The following is a 17196-nucleotide window of genomic DNA, read 5'->3' on the forward strand; positions in this document are numbered from 1 at the left end:
GTATTGGTTATTAGTGTATTGGAAATTGTAGTCCTCTCCCCAATAGACCAATACACGAATAACCAATAACAGATAATCTGAGGCTCTGAGCTTCAGATTATTCCATTTTTCCGCAGATACTCTTTCCACTGCTCTTTTTTATACGTCCCTTTGTCGACCCCTTCGACAAACTCCATAATCTTTCCCAGAACGTAGGGTTTGACGTAACCGGGAAGCTTCCACATCGTTTTGCCTTTGGGGTTGAGGAGGACCACGTAGGGGGTCACTTTGACCTTGTAGAGCATCTGGAGGTTTTGGGTCGTCGTGGGAACGCCGAGGACCGTATAGGCGAATTGATCGTCGCGGGGGATGCGGTAGATATCGAAATCCTGGGCGATCCTGTTCAGCGTCGGATCCTCGTTGAGCTCCCGTTTCATCTTATCGCAGTAGGGGCAGGTGTGTGAATCGAAGATCAGCATGATCGGACGGCCGGTATAGGGGATCGTCTTGGAGAATTTGACGATTCCTTCCGATTTTTCCGGAGTCGCCGCCGTCGTGTTACTCTCGCTTCCCCCGGCAAAAAGGAGGGATGAGGCTAGAAAGAGAAGTGCGAAGAACTTTTTCATTTTTTTGGACCTCCCACTTTGATGCCGTGGGCATCGTAATAGGCTTTCAGCGCTTTATAGACCTCTCCGTTTTTTCGGTCTTTTCCCTTCCAGGCCCCCTCTTTGACGAATTGCAGGGTCACTTCGAACTGCTTGGGAGGCATATAGCCGGGGACGATGAAGATCGAGCGACCCTTTTCATCGGTGAAGATCAGTGTCGGTGTCGCATCGATGTGGTAGATGCCGACCAGGGTCTTGGTATCCACCTCCATCGCTTCGCCGTTGTGCATAAACTTGTGCCGTTTCTGTGCCAGGGCATCGATATAGATCGGGGTCACATCCTCCCGGATCGCTTCGGCCAATTCGGGATGCTCCACCACATCTGCCTGGAGCTTCTGCGTATAGGGGTCGGCAGGCTGGCCGAAAACCAGCAGCATCGGTTTGCCCTCCGGCGCGATCTTGGCCCCGTCTTTGAAGATTCGATAGAACTTCGAGAGCCGGGCTTTGGGAGCCTCCGCCTTTTGCATTTTCGATTTGGGCGACGTCTTTTGCTGCGTCTCAGAAGGCATAGCGGGCTCCTGGAGAGTCGGTGCCGGCGCCTCCTTGAGTACTTTGGCTTCACTCTTGTGTTCACCGCAGCCGGAGAGCAACAGTGCGGATAGGGAAAGGGCGATGGCTATCGTTTTCACGGTCTGGATCCTTCTCTTCAAATGGGATAAATTGTAGGGTCAATCCTTTAAATCTGGGCAGCGGAGGTTTGAACTGCCCATAGCTAAAGAATCGGATCGGTGCGGAGCCGGGCTCCACATCTACCCGTTACTTCATACCTGCTTTCGCTCCGGCGTGGAGGAGCTTGTCCATCACCTCCTGGTGCTGCTTGTCGCTCAGGATGCCGGGAGTCTTGTTGACCTTCTCCCAGAGTTTCCGGTTGGTCATATTCTTGTGGCAGCCCATGCAGACGCCGGTACGCTCCATATTATCACGTATATCTTTGTCCAATGCGCGGGAAGCCGGCCAGTGGGAGCCCACGTTGACCAGCTGCTTGCCGGTCTTGCGGTCGACCACCTTGGACCAGTCGAAGTTCATACCGGGGATCGCCTTGATCTGGATCGTCGTATGCTTGGAGGCGAACTTGCCGGTCGCCAGATCCTGGAGATCCACTTTCAGATCCTTGTCCTGGTCGGTCAGGAACTGTCCATCCTGGATCCCGTAGCCCAGGGCCTTGGGATTGCTGTGGCAGCTCTCACAGGTCCTTGCTTTGCGGCCGGTGGTGTGGGGCTGGACCGGCGACATATCGATGGCGTCGACGATCTGGCCATTGTCCTTGACCCGTGCCTGCTTGTTCAGGGTCACGGTGGAGCCGTCAGGCCCGATGATGGTGTAGGTCACCTGGCATCCGGGGATGATCGGCGTTACGAGCCCTTCGCCGTTGATTCCAAGGATCGGATCTTCCCAGCGCAGATAGCTGCGGGTCTCGTGGGCTTTGCCGATCTGCTTCTTCCCTTTGGTTCCCAGGACCGATTCGCTGGTCTCACCGTTGGCGAAGTGGGTACTGCCGCTGGCGATCCAGTCGATCTTGGTCTTGCCTTTGGTGTAGTCGACCTTCACGTGGCAGCCGTAGCACTGGGGCGCCCAATCGCTGTGGCAGCTGTAGCACTCCAGCTTGTCCATATGCGCCTGGATCTCATCCATGGCGACCTTGCCGGCCTCGGACTTGTAGGAGTTTTTCATATGCTTCTCTTTGAGCAGCGGAACCTCCAGATCCTTGCCGCTGGCGAGGTGGACGATGACCTTGTTGCCTTTTTTGACGACGTTGCCGAAGGGGTTGCCCCGGGCCGTCAGCAGGTAGCCGTCCATCGGCTTGTAGACCGTTCCCTGCCGCATCCAGGCGGGGAGCTTCTTGCTCAGTCCGCGAGGGCCTTTCTTGGCGCCCATGGCAAACTCTTTCTCTCCGTAACCCATCTGCAGCTCCCAGGGGAACTTGCGGGTCGTTCCGTGGCAGTCGCTACACTCGATCTCCACCTGTCCGAGGGTCGAACCGTAGAGCGTGCCGTCTCCGTGCATATCGATGGAGGTGTGGCAATCCTGGCAGGTCATGCCGGCTTTGAAGTGCAGATCCTCCTTGATGTGCTTATAGCGCTTGCCGTGAGTCTTGAGCTGGGCCTTGCCGCCGGGCATCAGCGGCGAACTGTAGGGCTGCTCCATCAGACCCATATAGCTGACACCGATCCGCTTGCCGCGGTTGTGGCAGGAGTTGCAGGTCTCGGGATGGATCCCGCTGAAGGTCACCCCGGTACTGGGGACATGGACCTTGGCTTTGCGGGTTCCCTGGATCTCGTGCACGAGCAGGTGGCCGTGCTCTTTTTTATCGATGGTGGGATCACCCCCCTCGTAGAGCCCCTCGTTCCCGTAGGGGATATGGCATGCCGAACAGCCCATGCCGCGCCAGTCCCCCCGGCCTTTGCGGCCGCGGACCCCGATGTGGCAGCGCTGACAGTCACTGCGCTGGTAGGTGATCGAAGCGTGATAAGCCACCCGGGCCTGATATGCCTCTTCGCTCTCTCCCGGTTTCCGGGTGAGATCGGCCTCACTCTTGGGAGGCATGGGGAGCTGCTTGAGCTCCGTGGGGAACTGGTCGGGATACTTGTCGATCATCGCGACCATGTACTTCTTGTACTCCTTGGTTCCCCAGGCGGGTTTTTTGCCATCCTCGTCTTTGATGTCATAGTTGGCGAACTTCACCTTCATCGTCGGCTCGGTTCCCCAGGTATGCAGGTTCCCCTGGATCTTTCCGGCCTCGGTGGCCATCAACGCCTTTTTCATATTGGCGACGGTATCGGCGTGGCAAATCCCGCAAGTCTTGTCCATGATCCAATAACTGCCCGGATCACGAACAAAGGCGGTCAACGAGCCCGGATGGGCCTTCGGGGCGCCTTTGTGGGCCTCTTCGGCCGTGCCGGCCTTGGGATTTCCTCCGTGACAGACGACACATCCGCCGCTGTCACCCATCCCTTTGCCCATGGCCACGATCTGTTTCATCATATCCGACTTGGGATCGCGGATCGACTCGATCCCCTGGTGACATTTCACACAGCTGTCTCCGCCCGACACACTTTTCGGAGGCGTCATCGTCCCCTTCTCGTGCATCGCGGCGGAGAGCATCATCGTACTCCCTGCGATCGCGGCTATCAGCGCGATCTTCACATTGCCAACCATCTTTTCCTCCTTTTGGGCTTGAGGACGGAATCCTCTACCCGCCATCATACGTTGATAAAGTGCCCCCAAAGTGCCGGATCGTTCTAAGAATCGCTTAAAAAAAAACACCTACAATTTGTGGGAAGAGGGGGAAAAGTGAAATGAAACGGATCGTGTTTGCATTGATCTTCTGTCTCTACCTGGCAACGGGAGTGGCAAAGGGGGGAGAACTCGCCTGGATGAGCAATCTCGACGATGCCAAAGAGCTGGCACTCCAGGAGAAAAAACCGATCATCCTCTTTCTCCACTCCCGACGCTGTTTCTACTGTCCCAAGATGATCGAAGAGGTTTTCCCCGATCCCCAATTGCAGAAATTCCTGAAAGAGAATTTCATCCTCCTCTCTTTGGATACCGCCACCGGAAGTGACAGTATTGAAGAGGAGACCGCCGACCAGGCGCCTGAGCGTTTCATCGTGACGATGACACCGGCTTTTGTCTTCATGGGCCCCAGGGAGGAGAAACTCTACCGCAAAGGGAAAAAACACATGATCATTTACGGATATTGGAAAGCGGACGAATTGATCAAATGGGGCAAAGAGGCCCTCAAACGTTTTGACAAACTCTACGGTGATCGCTATGGGAGGAAAAGCAATGAAAAGCCTTGAGGGTTTTCCCGCCGGACGATTCTTACCGGCTGTGTCACTGGCCCTTTTGCTGACCGGCACGATCACCCAGGCCCGCCCCCGAGGAACACATGTCGTCAAAGAGAAGATCGGGCAACAGTATTACCTCAAAGCCTGCTCCGCCTGCCACGGTGCCGGCAAGCTCGGCGGCAATATGGCGACACAGGCGGAGTGGAAAGAACTCCTGGACCATCACGCCAAAGAGCTGATCGAGCTCCACGAGGGTGAAGAGAATACGACGGAGGTCATCAAATACCTCAAAAGCCCCCGATTCGGGAAAGAGCATGATCGTCTTTTGAAATTTCTGCAGGAGTTCGCCAATGATTCGGAGAGCATTCCTACCTGTTATTAGCGCTCTTCTCCTCCAGGCTGGGGGGAGGGGCGAGTGCCCGGACGATTACACTCCGGCCTCTTTCGAAGAGGCCTCCGATGAACTGCTCGACTTCGTCGATGAATATTTCACCGATGCCAAACTCCCTTTTCTCCCCAGCAAAAGCGACCTGAAACGGCTGGGACTCGTCCGAATCAAACCCGGCCTTTACCAGCGGCCCGATGCCATGATCCAAAGCGGCCGCAGGAGGTATCCCTACCGCTCCGGTATCTGGCGGGTGGAATTCCCCGGTGAGGGGATCACGATCGTGCATCTGCTTCTGAAAGAACCGCGGCAGCTCTCTGAGAGCGAAGCCTTCAATACCATCAACGACAGTGTCGGAGACCTGTTTGCGGATTATGACAACCGGGCATACATCCTGCGGATGCTGCCTGAAGATGTGCGACAAAAAGTCGGTGACAAATACATCACTCTGAACGTCCACGTTTACGGCGTGCGCGACGATGCCACCGAGCTCAATACGACGGTGGCGGATTATATCCTGACCGATTACAGTAAACTGGTCGGAAAATATTTGGAGTGTGTGAAAAAACCATGAAACTTTTGCTTTTGGAAGACGACCCCATCATCGCCGAACAGATCCGGAATTATTTCGAGCTCTTCGATCATCGCGTCGATCACTACAGCGACGGGGCACAGCTCCTCGACGAAGCCAACCCCGCCCATTACGACATCATGCTGCTGGATATCAACACCCCGGGTCTCAACGGCATCGAAGTGCTCCGAAGCTTCCGGGATCTTTCCATCGACACTCCGGCCATCTTCATTACCGCGATGAGCGACCTGGATTACCTCAAGCAGGCTTACCGTTTCGGCTGCAACGATTACGTCCGCAAACCCTTCGACATCGAGGAGCTGGAGATCCGCATCGAACACCTGGTCAAGGGGCGAACCGAGCGCTGGATCGCCGTCACCGAGCGCTACCGCTTCGATATGAAGAACGAGCGTCTTTTCGACGGTGAGCGCGAAGTTCCCCTGGGACGCAAAGAGCGGCAGCTACTTCATCTCCTGCTCAAAAACCGTGGCCATATCGTCAGCAAAGAGCGTATCAAAGATTATCTCTGGGAAGATCAGGAGGTCTGCGACAATACCCTGCGCACGACCATGAAAAAACTGCGCGACAAGCTGGAAGAGAATTTCATCGACAACCTTCGCGGAGTCGGCTACCGGATCCGCCATGCCTGAGCCCCGCCCCATCAGCCGCCGGAAGTTCACGACCGTTCTGGCCCTCTCATTTTTCATCTACGGCATCCTGCTGATGCTGAGTTTCTACCTTTTCAGCCACTGGCTCATCGACAAAAAGGAGCGGGAGAAATTCCGATCCGAGGTGACGCTCGAGGCAGCCAACAAAGAGCGTTTCCTCAATCTCTACCTGACCCATCTCTCCCGCAGCCTTCGCTCCATCGCCTACAATCCCTATTTTATGAGCTACGTCGTCGATCCGAAATACCTCAACTCGGCGGAGTTCCTCTTCCTCACCATTATGCTCGAGCACGATGACTATATGCAGCTGCGTTTTCTCGGGGCCGACGGCAAAGAGCGCCTGCGTTTCGACCGGGACAGTCCGGAGGGCTACCCCTACAAAGTCGGCAAACTCCAGGACAAATCCAAACGCTACTATTTCTATGAGACCGCCAGGCTCAAAGAGGGCGAAATCCATACCTCCAAGATCGATTACAACATCGAGAACGGCAAAGTCGTCCACCCCATCGTTCCGGTCTTCCGGGTCTCCACTCCCATCTATTTCGAAGGAAAATTCAAAGGGGTGCTGACCATCAACACCTTTGCCCAGAAGATCATCGAGCTTTTCACCAGCTCCCCCATCTTCGATACGATCATCTTCGACAAAGACGGCTACGTCATCTACGCCGAAGGGAAATTCTACGACAGAAAATACCAACCCAAAAAGCTCACAGAGATCCTCCCCCTACCTCCCGGGAAACTTCCCCGAAAACTCTCCGACGAATACCTCTCGGAGAAGCACCGCTTCTACGTCAAAGCGATGCCGATGGGAACCCGCACCCTCTATGTCGCCTACCGACTCAAACCCGGCACCGCCCTGACCCTGAAAAAAGAGGATTACCAGGCGGCGGGGATTATGCTCCTCCTCCTGATCCTTCTCGCTCTGCCTCTCTCCTGGCTCCTGGCCCGCCCCACGGAGCATATGTTCGAGATCGTCGCCCGGCAGCGTCAGGAGCTCGAAGAGTTCAGCCACACCCTCGAAGATCGGGTCCGGGAAAAGACCGAGGAAAATGCCCGCAAAGACCGTCTCATCATCCACCAGGCCCGCCTGGCCGAGCTGGGAGAGATGATCGGCAACATCGCCCACCAGTGGCGCCACCCCCTCACCCGCCTGAGCCTGATCCTCCAGAATCTCAAAGCGCTCAACAAAAAAGACCGCCTGGACAAAGAGCAGCTCGAAAAAATGTTGAGCATCGCCAACGAACAGATCTTTTTTATGTCCGACACCATCGAGAATTTCCGCAACTTCTACCGACCGGCTACCGAAGCGGAGAACTTCAGCGTCAAAGAGGCTTATACCAAGGTTATGGAGATCGTCGGCTATGACCTGAAGCATAAGAACATCTCTATAGAGTACCTGGAGAATGAAAGAGTCGAGCTTCACGGAATGATGACCCAGTTCGCCCAGGTCTTTCTCAATCTCATTGTCAATGCCCGAGACGCTCTGATGGAGCGGGAGATCCCCGACCCGCGAATCCGCATCGAGGTCCGATGTGAAAAGGATGAACTGAAGATCGAACTCTCCGACAATGCAGGAGGGATCCCGGAGGAGCACCTGGAGAAGATCTTCGAACCCTATTTCAGTACCAAGCGGGAAAAAGGAACCGGAGTCGGTCTCTACATGGTCAAAACCATCATCGAAGAGAAATACGGCGGCAGTGTGAAGGTGGAAAATACGAGGGAGGGAGCACGCTTTACTCTGACGATCCCCCTCCCGCAAAAAGGACGGGGAGCATCCGACGAATGATCTGAATGGACTATTTTTCCTCCAGGCGGATCCGCACGCTGGCCTCGTGAGCCGTCAATCCTTCGGTATGGGCCAAGAGAGCACAGGCATCGCCGAGCTCCCGCACCCCCGCTTCGGTCATCATAATCAGAGAGGATTTTTTGAGGAAATGCTCCACGCTCAGAGGTGAATAGAACTTCGCCGTGCCTCCGGTGGGCAGGGTATGGTTGGGCCCGGCGATGTAGTCGCCGATGGGTTCGGGGGTGTAGTGGCCCAGAAAGATGGCGCCGGCGTGTTTGATGCTCCCCAGAAGCTCCATAGGCGAGGCGGTCATCACCTCCAGGTGCTCCGGGGCGATCTGGTTCATCAGGTCTATGGCTTCGGCCATATCGGAGGTGACGATAATGGCTCCCCGCTCCTCGATCGATTTGCGCGCGATCGCTTCACGCTCCAGCTTCGAGAGCGCTTTTTCCACTTCGTCCACGACCCTCTTGGCCAGCTCCGCATCGTCGGTGATGAGAATGGAGCTGGCCATCTCGTCGTGCTCGGCCTGGCTGAGCAGGTCCATCGCCACCCAATCGGGACGGGCACTGCCATCGGCCAGGATCCCGATTTCGCTGGGGCCGGCGATCATATCGATATTGACTTCGCCGTAGACCAGCTTTTTGGCCGTCGCCACGAAGATATTGCCGGGGCCGGTGATCACATCTACCTTGGGGATGGTTTCGGTGCCGTAAGCCATCGCCCCGATGGCCGAAGCGCCGCCGACTTTGAAGACCTTTTTGATGCCGCAGAGATGACAGGCCGCCAGCAGGAGCACATTGATCTCGTTATCGGGTGTGGGGGTGCAGACCACGATCTCTTCGACCCCCGCCACGATCGCCGGCACGGCATTCATCAGCAGAGAGCTGGGATAAGCCGCCTTGCCGCCGGGGATATAGAGCCCTGCCCGGTCTACCGGTGTGACCTTCTGCCCCAGCATCGAGCCGTTTTTCTCATACTCGAACCAGGATTTGGGCAGGAGTTTCTCGTGATAAGCCTTGATCCGATCATAGGCCAGGTGCAGGGCATCGCGAAGCTCGGGGGCGATCGCTTCGTAGGCCATAGCCATCTCCGCGGGATCGACCTGCAAGGCCGCGTCGTCGGCAGGCTCCCAGCGGTCAAACCGGGCGATATGCCGGCGCAGAGCGGCGTTGCCCTCCTCGCGGATCTCTTTGAGCAGAGCGGCCACCGTCTCGGTCACCTGGTCGATATCCATGGCTCCGCGTCCCAGCAACTCTTCGAAAATCTCCGGGAAACGCTCATCCTTGCTGTTATAAATCTTCATCACTTCTCTCCACAGTTTTCTTTTTCAAGATCGGGGAATTTTCTCCGGTAGCGCGGCAGCATACTTTCGTTGCCTTTGAGCCCGCCCTGATGGAGATAGAGCAGCGCCCCATCCAGGTCCTCACGGTATTGCAACAACGTCTGCCATCCTTTGGGATCGTAGAGCAGGTCGAAGACCACCCCCGTCTGTCGATACAATTCTAGCCAAAGTTGGTAAAACTCCCGGTAGAGCTTGCCGAAGTGATATTTCCTGGGCAGATCAACGATCCGGGGCCACAAATCCTCATCCGGCTCAAGCATGGCAAACTGTTTGCGCAGATATCGGGCATCTCCCACACAGGGAACGGTGACGACTTTCGTCGTCAGATCTGAGCGTTGAGTGTTGAGCGTTGAGAAAGATTTATTGAGATAGAGTGCGGTGGTGCCGGTGCCGGAGGGGAGAAAGACGGTCAGCTTTTCAATGCCGTTTTCACGCTGCCACTGCGATATCTCCCCCGCCAGAAGGGCGATCCCTTCCTCGGCTTCGGGCTGACGCCCTCCCTCTTCGACAAAGAGTGTCTCTTCCCCGAATTTCTCATTTCTCATTTCTATTTTCTCATTAAAAACTGCTCCGTTCTCCAGCGCCGCCCGGTAATTCCCCACGGGATGCTCCCGCAAATACCCGGGGATGTGATCGACATAGTAGTGAAATTCCCAACCCCGCATCTTCGCCAGGACCGAGAGGGAGTACATCGCGTTGGATTGTACGGAGCCGTAGGAGACCACACGCTTTATCCGGGGCAGATCGGCCCGGAGCCAGTGATGAAACTTGCGAGCTTTGTTCCCGGAAAAATCGGGATGGATCAGATCATCCCGCTTCAGGTAGAAATGCTTTCCCTCAATGACAATCGATTCAACCGGAGTGGGTGCAGCAAGTTCCAACTCCATACAAATCCCCCCACACTGGGCACTATGAAAGGACCCGACCTATACTTTAGATTTCTGTCGTATAATACCTCATTTTCCAGACTATAAAAGAGAAGGATAAGCAACAGATGAAACCCGAACATTATTACAATCCCAACGGTGAGCCGATCCTCGATGAGAAGATCTACGGTGGAAATCCGACGGGCTTCGTCGATTTCAACCGTCCCCGCTACAAATGGAGCGTCAACCTCTACGACCTGATGAATGCCAATACATGGTTCCCCTCGGAGGTCAACACCGCCAACGAGAAGAAACACTTCGACCTGCTCACCGACAATGAGCAGGCGATCTACAAACTCACCTTCGCCCAGCTCAGCTTCAACGACAGCGCCCAGGAGGAGTACTTAAGCGATTTCCGCCGCCTGGCCAACAACCGCCTGGTCAAAGCAGCCCTGAGCCTGCAGATTATGCAGGAGGTCAACCACTCCAAGAGCTACGCTGTCCTCCTCGATGCCGCCGGCAACTCCGACGAAGTCTTCGACCTCTACAAACACGATGCGGCCCTCAACCGCAAAAACCAGCGCATCGCCAACCAGTTCGCCCGCTACATCGACGGCAACTCCGCCGAAGAGATGCTGCTTAGTGCTATGGCCAGCGTCAACCTGGAGGGGATCTACTTCCTGCTGGGCTTCAGCTACATCTATGTCCTGGGCGACAAGGTCCCCGGCGCCCGGGATATGATCAAATTCATCGCCCGGGACGAGATCAACACTCACCTGCCGCTTTTTGCCAACATTTTCAAAACGATTTACAAAGAGAACAAGATCCCCGCTTCCATCGTCGACAAAGCTTATGAGATGATCCAGGAAGCGGTGGATATCGAACTGGAATACGGGAAATACCTGTTGGAGAACTACCCTATTATGGGCTTGACCGATGAGCTGATGGAAAAGACTGTCTACAACTATGCCAACGACCGGCTCAACAAAATCGGCCTGGAACCCATCTTCGAAGAGACCCCCCAGACCTACCTTCAGAAGCTCGTAGAAAAACACCTGAAGATGAACGATGTCCGCAGCAACTTCTTCGAGAGCAACGTAGCCAACTACGCCAAAAACAGCCTCGACCTGGACGACTTCTGATCCCAGGGGGCTGGAAAAGCCTCTTCGCTCTCCCATTCTTTCATAAAATCTAGATTTTTTCTTACTGAAAGCCTAAAAAAGTTCACCCTTTTTTCCTGGAGAACTTTTCCAGTGGGAGCCCTTCAGTGACATCAGTCCCTCGCCCTTTCTTCTTTCTTTGGGTTCGTTTCTCTTCTTCTTTGGGGCGAAACAAAGAAGAAAGAAAGGAACAGAAACGCATAGATATCTGGAGAAAAAGAAGATTGAAGATTAATCGAGAATTGAAAATGGAGAATTTTTGATTGCCGATTTTACACCGGATTGAAATTACTTGCGACGTGAGGGACGAAGCCCCGTGCCTGGGACTTGCGGCTAATACCGATCGATACAGTTGAGCTCTTCAAAAGCTTTGACCACCCGGTCCCGCATCGACTCTTCACCGGCACGGAGCCATTTGCGGGGGTCGTAATACTTCTTGTTGGGTTTGTCCTCCCCTTCGGGATTGCCGATCTGGCTCTGGAGATAGTCATGGTATTTCGCCACATAACCCCGCACGCCGTCCCAGAAGGCCCACTGGGTATCGGTATCGATATTCATCTTGACCACGCCGTAGCTGATCGCCTCTTTGATCTCCTCGGGGCTGGAGCCGCTGCCGCCATGGAAAACGAAACTGACCGGCTTGGGGCCGGTGCCGAGTTTCTTCTGAATGTACTCCTGGGAGTTGCGCAGGATCTTGGGCTCCAGATGGACATTCCCAGGCTTGTAGACCCCGTGGACGTTTCCGAAGCTGGCGGCGATGGTGAAGCGGGGGCTGATGGCGCTGAGACGTTCGTAAGCTTCGCAGACCTCTTCGGGCTGGGTGTAAAGCGCGGCGTTGTCGACGTTGGTATTGTCCACACCGTCCTCTTCTCCCCCGGTGATCCCCAGTTCGATCTCCAGAGTCATTCCCATCTTATCCATCCGACGCAAATACTCTTCACACGTAGCGAGATTCTGCTCCAGGGGCTCTTCGCTCAAGTCGATCATATGGGAAGAGAAAAGCGGTTTGCCGTACTGCTTGAAATGCTCTTCGCTGGCTTCGAGGAGTCCGTCGATCCAGGGCAGGAGTTTGCGGGCGGCATGATCGGTGTGGAGAATGACCGGAATCCCGTAGGCTTCGGCCAGGGTGTGGACATGCTTGGCTCCACTGATCGCCCCGAGAATCGCCGCCTTTTCATTCTCGTTGCTGAGCCCTTTTCCGGCATAGAAAGAGGCTCCCCCGTTGCTAAACTGCACGATGACCGGCGAATTGACCTTGGCGGCCGCTTCCATCACGGCATTGACCGAATCGGTTCCCACCACATTGACCGCCGGCAGAGCGAACTCCTCCGCCTTGGCCACTTCGAAGATCTTCTGCAGATCGTCCCCTGTGACGACACCGGGCTGTACCAACTCGGAAATTTTCTGACTCATACGTTTTTGCCTCCTACACTTTCAACTTATTTCTTCGCGTCACTTCTGCCGCTCTATTTCGCCGTTTTGGCCTTGGGATGGTAATTAATCTTGGCCTTTTTCATAAACTCTTTGACGAATTTCATCTTTTTGACTTCAAAGGCGATCAGCGGTTTGACCTTCTCAAAAGGCAGGATTTTTCCGGTCTTGGGGTCTTTGAAAAGCTTTTTACGTTTTTTATACTCGGCTTTGAGCTCCTCATCCGTTACAGGAATCTTGGCGGCGTTTTTCCGGACCCAGAGCTCGGCGTCGGCCATATATTTCTCAGGAACGCTCAGCTCTTTTTTCGCCTTCTGCTGAAGCTCTTTGTAGTGTTTGCGGATATAGAGGTCGGTCCAGATGGCCAGTTTCTCCTTTTTGCTCAACTCTTTGGCGGCGGTACGGGTGAGGAGCTTTTGGGTCGCCAGCTCTTTGATGACCCGTTTCTGGTCCTTTTTCTTGAGCATATTGAAGGTGGCTCTTCCGTGTGTCACACGCTTGACAAATGCGTCCGCCTCTTTTTTGGTGATCTCATAGCCGTTAACTGTGGCGATCACCTGGGCCGACAGGGCTGTCACGCCCATCGTCACTGCGATCAATGCGATTCCTGCGATTCGTTTCATCCTGACTTTCCTTTGCAATTGGGTTCTTGGGGATATTGTAAACTCAAACCGTGAAAATACGGCTGAGTTTCATTATTTGGAAGGGGTCTCCTCGGCGGCTTTTTCGGCACCCTCGATGGTAATCGAAGCCTTCTTTTTGAGAAGTTCTGTCTCTTTTTTCATCTTTTCGGCGAAGCGCTGCTGCTTGAGCGCAGCGATGACCCGATCCTTGACCGCATCAAAAGGAATGGTCTGGGCCGGCTTTTTATCCTCCACATAGATCACGTGCCATCCAAACTGGGTCTTGACCGGTTTGGTGGTGATTTCCCCTTTGTTCAAGGCAAAAGCGGCCTTGGAGAAAGGCAGGACCATCTGATCTTTGCCGAAATAGCCCAGATCTCCCCCTTTGGGGCCTGTGGGCCCAGTTGATTCCTTCTTGGCCAGCTCGATGAATCTCTTTTGGAGGGCTTCACCCTTGAGCCCTTTGAGCTGATCGATGATCTCCTGGGCCTTCTTTTCACTTTTGACGAGGATATGGCGGGCGTGGACCTGAGCCGGGCGTGTAAACTTATCCTGGTGTTTCTGATAAAACTCTTTCGCCTCGCTCTCGCTGACGATAATCTTTTTAAACTCATCTTTCGCCCAGGCGTTGATCATCAGCTTCTTCTTCGCCATATCGAGCATCTGCTGAAACTCGGGGTTCTTCTCCACCCCGGCCTTCTGGGCCGCTTCGGCCAGGATCTCCGTCTCGATGAGGCCGTCGAGAACCTTCTTTTTGGTCTTGGGATCGAGCATATCATAGGTAATGGGTTGATTGGGCATACTCTGGCGGAGGAAGGTATTGACCTCCGCCTTGGTGATCTTGTGGCCGTTGACGACGGCGATGACATCCGATGCGCTCAAAAGCGTCGCTCCCATACTGAAGCTGAGTGCGGTTGCCAGCAATTTTCTCTTCATCGATTCATCCTTCTGTTTTTTGATTTACTTTGCTTGAAGTATATCGGCTCATATTAAATCATTTATTAACTGTTATTAGCGCTCTTGCCCGATCCTATGCTAAGATTCGGGTAATTTTATGAAGAGGACAGCGACGGTGGCACTCCCCAAAGGCAAGGTCAAGAAGGTCAAGTTGGCAACCCGCAAAGAGATCGAAGAGATCAAACGGCTTTTGCTGGAGCACTATCCGGACAGTGTGACGGAGCTTCACTACCGCAACCTCTATGAACTGCTGGTCTCCGTGATGCTCTCAGCTCAATGCACCGACAAACGGGTCAACATCATCACCCCCGCCCTCTTTGAAAAATACCCCGACATCCACGCATTGGCCCAAGCCGATGTCGAAGAGGTCAAAGAGCTGATAAAAAGCTGCTCCTTTTTCAACAACAAAGCCAAAAACCTGGTGGCGATGGCCCGTATGGTGGAGGAGCAGTACGGCGGAGAGATCCCCCTCGATGAAAAGGAACTGGTCAAACTCCCCGGCGTCGGGCAGAAAACCGCCCACGTGGTCCTCATCGAATATACCGGCGCCAATCTGATGGCGGTCGATACCCATGTCTTCCGGGTCGCCCACCGGCTGGGCCTCAGCAACGCCACGACCCCTGAGGGGACGGAGGAGGACCTGGTCCGCAAATTCAAAACCGATCTGCATCGCCTCCATCAGGCGATGGTCCTCTTCGGACGCTACATTTGCAAAGCGGTCAAACCCGAATGTGAGCGCTGTTTTCTCACGGAGTATTGCAAGAGCAAAGATAATTTCAAACCGAGATAAAAACAATTTCGCCTCGGAAAGGAGCGACTATGACAAGTCTACTTGGAGAGTATATCAACGGCGGGCTGATGCTAATGATCCTTGTGGCAGCCTTCTGGATCCTCAAAAGCCCCAAAAAGAAAGGGGGGAATAGCGACTCTGAGAGAAAATAGACCGTATACTTATATACTTACTCTCATTCTCATCAGAGTTCACATGCTTCGTCACTACAGTAGCGGCTTCCTGTTCCTTCGTATCCACCGAGACGGTTCCAATCGATATGCGGCATTTGAGTCATACGCCGACGGTACTCCTCTTCGCTGATCCTTTCATAGGGCATCTGGGGATAGGTGCCACCCTCCCGCCTCGGAAGCATCGAAACCGATTTAATCATCGGAAGGAAAAAGGCCAGCATCTCTTCAATTCGTGACCCCTCTTTTTCGGGATCGAAGCTGATGGTGCAGCTGACCATATTGTCGCTCCACTCCCGCTGAAGTGTCGCTAGAAGGGTAAACTGCTCCCATGCGGAGACCTCGGAGACTTCCCTTGTTTCCCCTTGGTCGATCGGAAATTCGAACACACTGGTCTCCTCACTGTAGCGATCCGGTTCATGGGGAACTCCCGCCTCCTTGAGGAGCGCAGAGATTTTGCTGTCATCACCGATCCTGATTCGGCGGATTGCATAGCGAAAGGGAGGAAAGTGCATCCCGGAGCTCACGCCCGCCAGCTGGCTGATTGTCCCGGAAGGCTTGACGGTCGTAACGCGTACCGAGGCGGGAACTCCCGCCTCCTCCGCCCATTGCTGATTGAGCTGGCGCACATGAAGGTACCCCTTCTTGAGCAAGCGGATCAGTTTCGCTGCACCCTTCCGGTCCAGAAGGTCGGCAATCCCCGAAACACTCACACCGATACGCCGGTTGCGCGCCACAACGGCATTGGTCTCGGGGCGATGGGTCGGCAGCAGCGTAACGGTGGAGGCATAAAAAGTGGCAAATTCCAAAGCACGGAAAAAACTTTCTTCATCATCACATCGGGTGGGAAAGGCCTCGGCAAGATTACAGAGTTCGAAGCTCTCCAGGGGAATCTCCGCACAGGGATTGCTCAGCCAGGCCCGGTCAGGAGACTCCTCCCCGAAATGGGCGTATCGTTGCACGTTGATCAGGTTGATCAAGCCCGGTTCGCCATTGTCGAGAATACCGGGGACCACGCGCTGAAGCTTCTCAAAGTCTTTTGCTTTCTCCAGGAGCACCGTATTGTTGGAAATCCATCCGATCGCCTCCCGGTCAGGATGTTTGCGATAGTCCTTCAGTTCCAGGAAGCTTCGGTCGTCGATAGAGCCCAGAGCCATCTCCGCACTACGCCGGATGTTGCCGGCGACCACGCATTTGCCGATAGAATTCATCACATCCACGATACAGCGGGTCCTATCGATCGTTCCCGCTGCATAACTACGGAAGATCTTCTCAAGCGCACTGTGAAGTTCTCTAAGCGGCTCCGGCCCAGCAGCGGTTCCGCCGAAGCCTCGGATGGGAGAGCCCTCGGGACGAATCTGTGAATAATCAAAACGGTAGCGGGGCCCTCCCCGCAGATAGCTTTCCATCAAGAGTCGCACCGAGGCAACCCAACCCTCCCGGCTGTCGGGGATGCGGTAAAGTTTTTCCGCCCCTTCAGGGAAGTGTACGAGTTCACCCGGCCAGGCGGTATTGAAGCCTACACCCACCCCGCACATCAGCATATCCATGAGCCAGTCGGCAGCCGCAATCAGATCCGTGGTATCCACCGCCCCGCAATTGTTGAGCGCCGCACTCCCCCGCTCGTAGACAAATTTCGTCCCCATAGCCCAGAGTCCCCGGCCTGGCGGAAGCCAACGCATTTCGAACATCGCTTCGGCCATTTTCGAAGCATAGCGCTGCCAATGCTCTTCATCCCAGTCAAGATTATTCCTCCGATAATGCTCTCTACGCAGAGAAAAGACCCCTTCGATCACGCGGATCACCGTATCAGGCCAGTGCTCCTGGCTCCCATCGGGCTTCAGGCGGCTGTAGGTACGATAATAGACCGTTTCACCGAACGCTCCGAATCCGAAACGCACCGGCCGCTGCCGCAATGCTTCCTTCGTCTTCCCGTCGAGGACAAAATGCTCTTCGACCGGATAGGAAATTCCACTCATCATTGTCCCCTCCTTCCTATTATTATAATATCG

General features: G+C 54.7%; 17 protein-coding genes. 8 read left to right on the top strand and 9 right to left on the bottom strand.

Annotation, left to right across the window (positions count from 1 at the left end):
* Nucleotides 1–92: 92 nt before the first annotated feature.
* The 3 genes from NITSA_RS06865 to NITSA_RS06875 form a co-directional block, all read right to left on the bottom strand.
* On the bottom strand, nucleotides 93–605 hold the full coding sequence (locus NITSA_RS06865) for a thioredoxin family protein (protein ID WP_013554295.1): 513 nt from the start codon (nucleotides 603–605) through the stop codon (nucleotides 93–95).
* Nucleotides 602–1273: a thioredoxin family protein gene (locus NITSA_RS06870; protein WP_013554296.1), complete on the bottom strand. Its 672-nt coding sequence runs from the start codon at nucleotides 1271–1273 to the stop codon at nucleotides 602–604. Before NITSA_RS06870 ends, NITSA_RS06865 begins: the two co-directional genes overlap by 4 nt.
* Nucleotides 1274–1400: 127 nt before the next feature.
* Nucleotides 1401–3800: a hypothetical protein gene (locus NITSA_RS06875; protein WP_013554297.1), complete on the bottom strand. Its 2400-nt coding sequence runs from the start codon at nucleotides 3798–3800 to the stop codon at nucleotides 1401–1403.
* 140 nt (nucleotides 3801–3940) lie between these two features.
* Between NITSA_RS06875 and NITSA_RS06880 the strand changes: the two genes are divergently transcribed.
* Genes NITSA_RS06880 through NITSA_RS10915 form a run of 5 tightly spaced genes read left to right on the top strand, consistent with a single transcriptional unit; the run spans nucleotide 3941 to nucleotide 7842 of the window.
* Nucleotides 3941–4444, top strand: coding sequence for a thioredoxin family protein (locus NITSA_RS06880; RefSeq protein ID WP_013554298.1), 504 nt, complete (start codon nucleotides 3941–3943; stop codon nucleotides 4442–4444).
* Nucleotides 4431–4814 (top strand): cytochrome c, encoded by a 384-nt coding sequence (locus NITSA_RS06885; RefSeq protein ID WP_013554299.1) that lies wholly within the window; start codon nucleotides 4431–4433, stop codon nucleotides 4812–4814. Before NITSA_RS06880 ends, NITSA_RS06885 begins: the two co-directional genes overlap by 14 nt.
* Nucleotides 4783–5391, top strand: coding sequence for a hypothetical protein (locus tag NITSA_RS06890; RefSeq protein ID WP_013554300.1), 609 nt, complete (start codon nucleotides 4783–4785; stop codon nucleotides 5389–5391). The genes NITSA_RS06885 and NITSA_RS06890 overlap by 32 nt, the downstream gene beginning before the upstream one ends.
* Nucleotides 5373–6038, top strand: a complete 666-nt coding sequence (locus NITSA_RS06895) for a response regulator transcription factor (RefSeq protein WP_245526291.1) — start codon at nucleotides 5373–5375, stop codon at nucleotides 6036–6038. Before NITSA_RS06890 ends, NITSA_RS06895 begins: the two co-directional genes overlap by 19 nt.
* Nucleotides 6031–7842 (top strand): sensor histidine kinase, encoded by a 1812-nt coding sequence (locus NITSA_RS10915; protein ID WP_013554302.1) that lies wholly within the window; start codon nucleotides 6031–6033, stop codon nucleotides 7840–7842. Before NITSA_RS06895 ends, NITSA_RS10915 begins: the two co-directional genes overlap by 8 nt.
* Before the next feature lie 10 nt (nucleotides 7843–7852).
* Here the strand turns inward: NITSA_RS10915 and hisD are convergent, their stop codons facing one another.
* Nucleotides 7853–9148 (bottom strand): histidinol dehydrogenase, encoded by a 1296-nt coding sequence (hisD, locus tag NITSA_RS06905; protein WP_013554303.1) that lies wholly within the window; start codon nucleotides 9146–9148, stop codon nucleotides 7853–7855.
* Nucleotides 9148–10074, bottom strand: coding sequence for a 1-aminocyclopropane-1-carboxylate deaminase (locus tag NITSA_RS06910; protein ID WP_013554304.1), 927 nt, complete (start codon nucleotides 10072–10074; stop codon nucleotides 9148–9150). Before NITSA_RS06910 ends, hisD begins: the two co-directional genes overlap by 1 nt.
* 107 nt (nucleotides 10075–10181) lie before the next feature.
* On the opposite strand from NITSA_RS06910, the gene NITSA_RS06915 reads away from it, so the two are divergent.
* On the top strand, nucleotides 10182–11195 hold the full coding sequence (locus NITSA_RS06915) for a ribonucleotide-diphosphate reductase subunit beta (RefSeq protein WP_013554305.1): 1014 nt from the start codon (nucleotides 10182–10184) through the stop codon (nucleotides 11193–11195).
* Nucleotides 11196–11546: 351 nt separating this feature from the next.
* Here the strand turns inward: NITSA_RS06915 and fbaA are convergent, their stop codons facing one another.
* The 3 genes from fbaA to NITSA_RS06930 all read right to left on the bottom strand — a co-directional run bounded on the left by fbaA (nucleotide 11547) and on the right by NITSA_RS06930 (nucleotide 14203).
* Entirely contained in the window at nucleotides 11547–12626 is a 1080-nt protein-coding gene (fbaA, locus tag NITSA_RS06920; protein WP_013554306.1) for a class II fructose-bisphosphate aldolase, read from the bottom strand.
* 53 nt (nucleotides 12627–12679) lie between these two features.
* Nucleotides 12680–13267 carry a hypothetical protein gene (locus NITSA_RS06925; RefSeq protein ID WP_013554307.1) on the bottom strand — a complete coding sequence of 196 codons (588 nt, stop codon included), beginning with the start codon at nucleotides 13265–13267 and terminating at the stop codon, nucleotides 12680–12682.
* Nucleotides 13268–13339: 72 nt separating this feature from the next.
* Nucleotides 13340–14203 carry a peptidylprolyl isomerase gene (locus NITSA_RS06930; protein WP_013554308.1) on the bottom strand — a complete coding sequence of 288 codons (864 nt, stop codon included), beginning with the start codon at nucleotides 14201–14203 and terminating at the stop codon, nucleotides 13340–13342.
* Between the two features lie 118 nt (nucleotides 14204–14321).
* Between NITSA_RS06930 and nth the strand changes: the two genes are divergently transcribed.
* A complete protein-coding gene (gene nth, locus NITSA_RS06935) occupies nucleotides 14322–15014 on the top strand; it encodes an endonuclease III (RefSeq protein ID WP_042203852.1) in 693 nt (230 codons plus the stop codon).
* Nucleotides 15015–15043: 29 nt separating this feature from the next.
* Nucleotides 15044–15166, top strand: coding sequence for a hypothetical protein (locus NITSA_RS11720; protein ID WP_013554310.1), 123 nt, complete (start codon nucleotides 15044–15046; stop codon nucleotides 15164–15166).
* Between the two features lie 32 nt (nucleotides 15167–15198).
* Here NITSA_RS11720 and NITSA_RS06940 read toward each other — a convergent pair whose 3' ends face one another.
* Complete coding sequence (locus NITSA_RS06940; RefSeq protein WP_013554311.1) at nucleotides 15199–17166, bottom strand: glycyl radical enzyme family protein; 1968 nt, start codon at nucleotides 17164–17166, stop codon at nucleotides 15199–15201.
* Nucleotides 17167–17196: the final 30 nt, after the last annotated feature.

The sequence above is a fragment of the Nitratifractor salsuginis DSM 16511 genome (assembly GCF_000186245.1).
GTDB classification, from domain to species: Bacteria; Campylobacterota; Campylobacteria; order Campylobacterales; family Sulfurovaceae; genus Nitratifractor; species Nitratifractor salsuginis.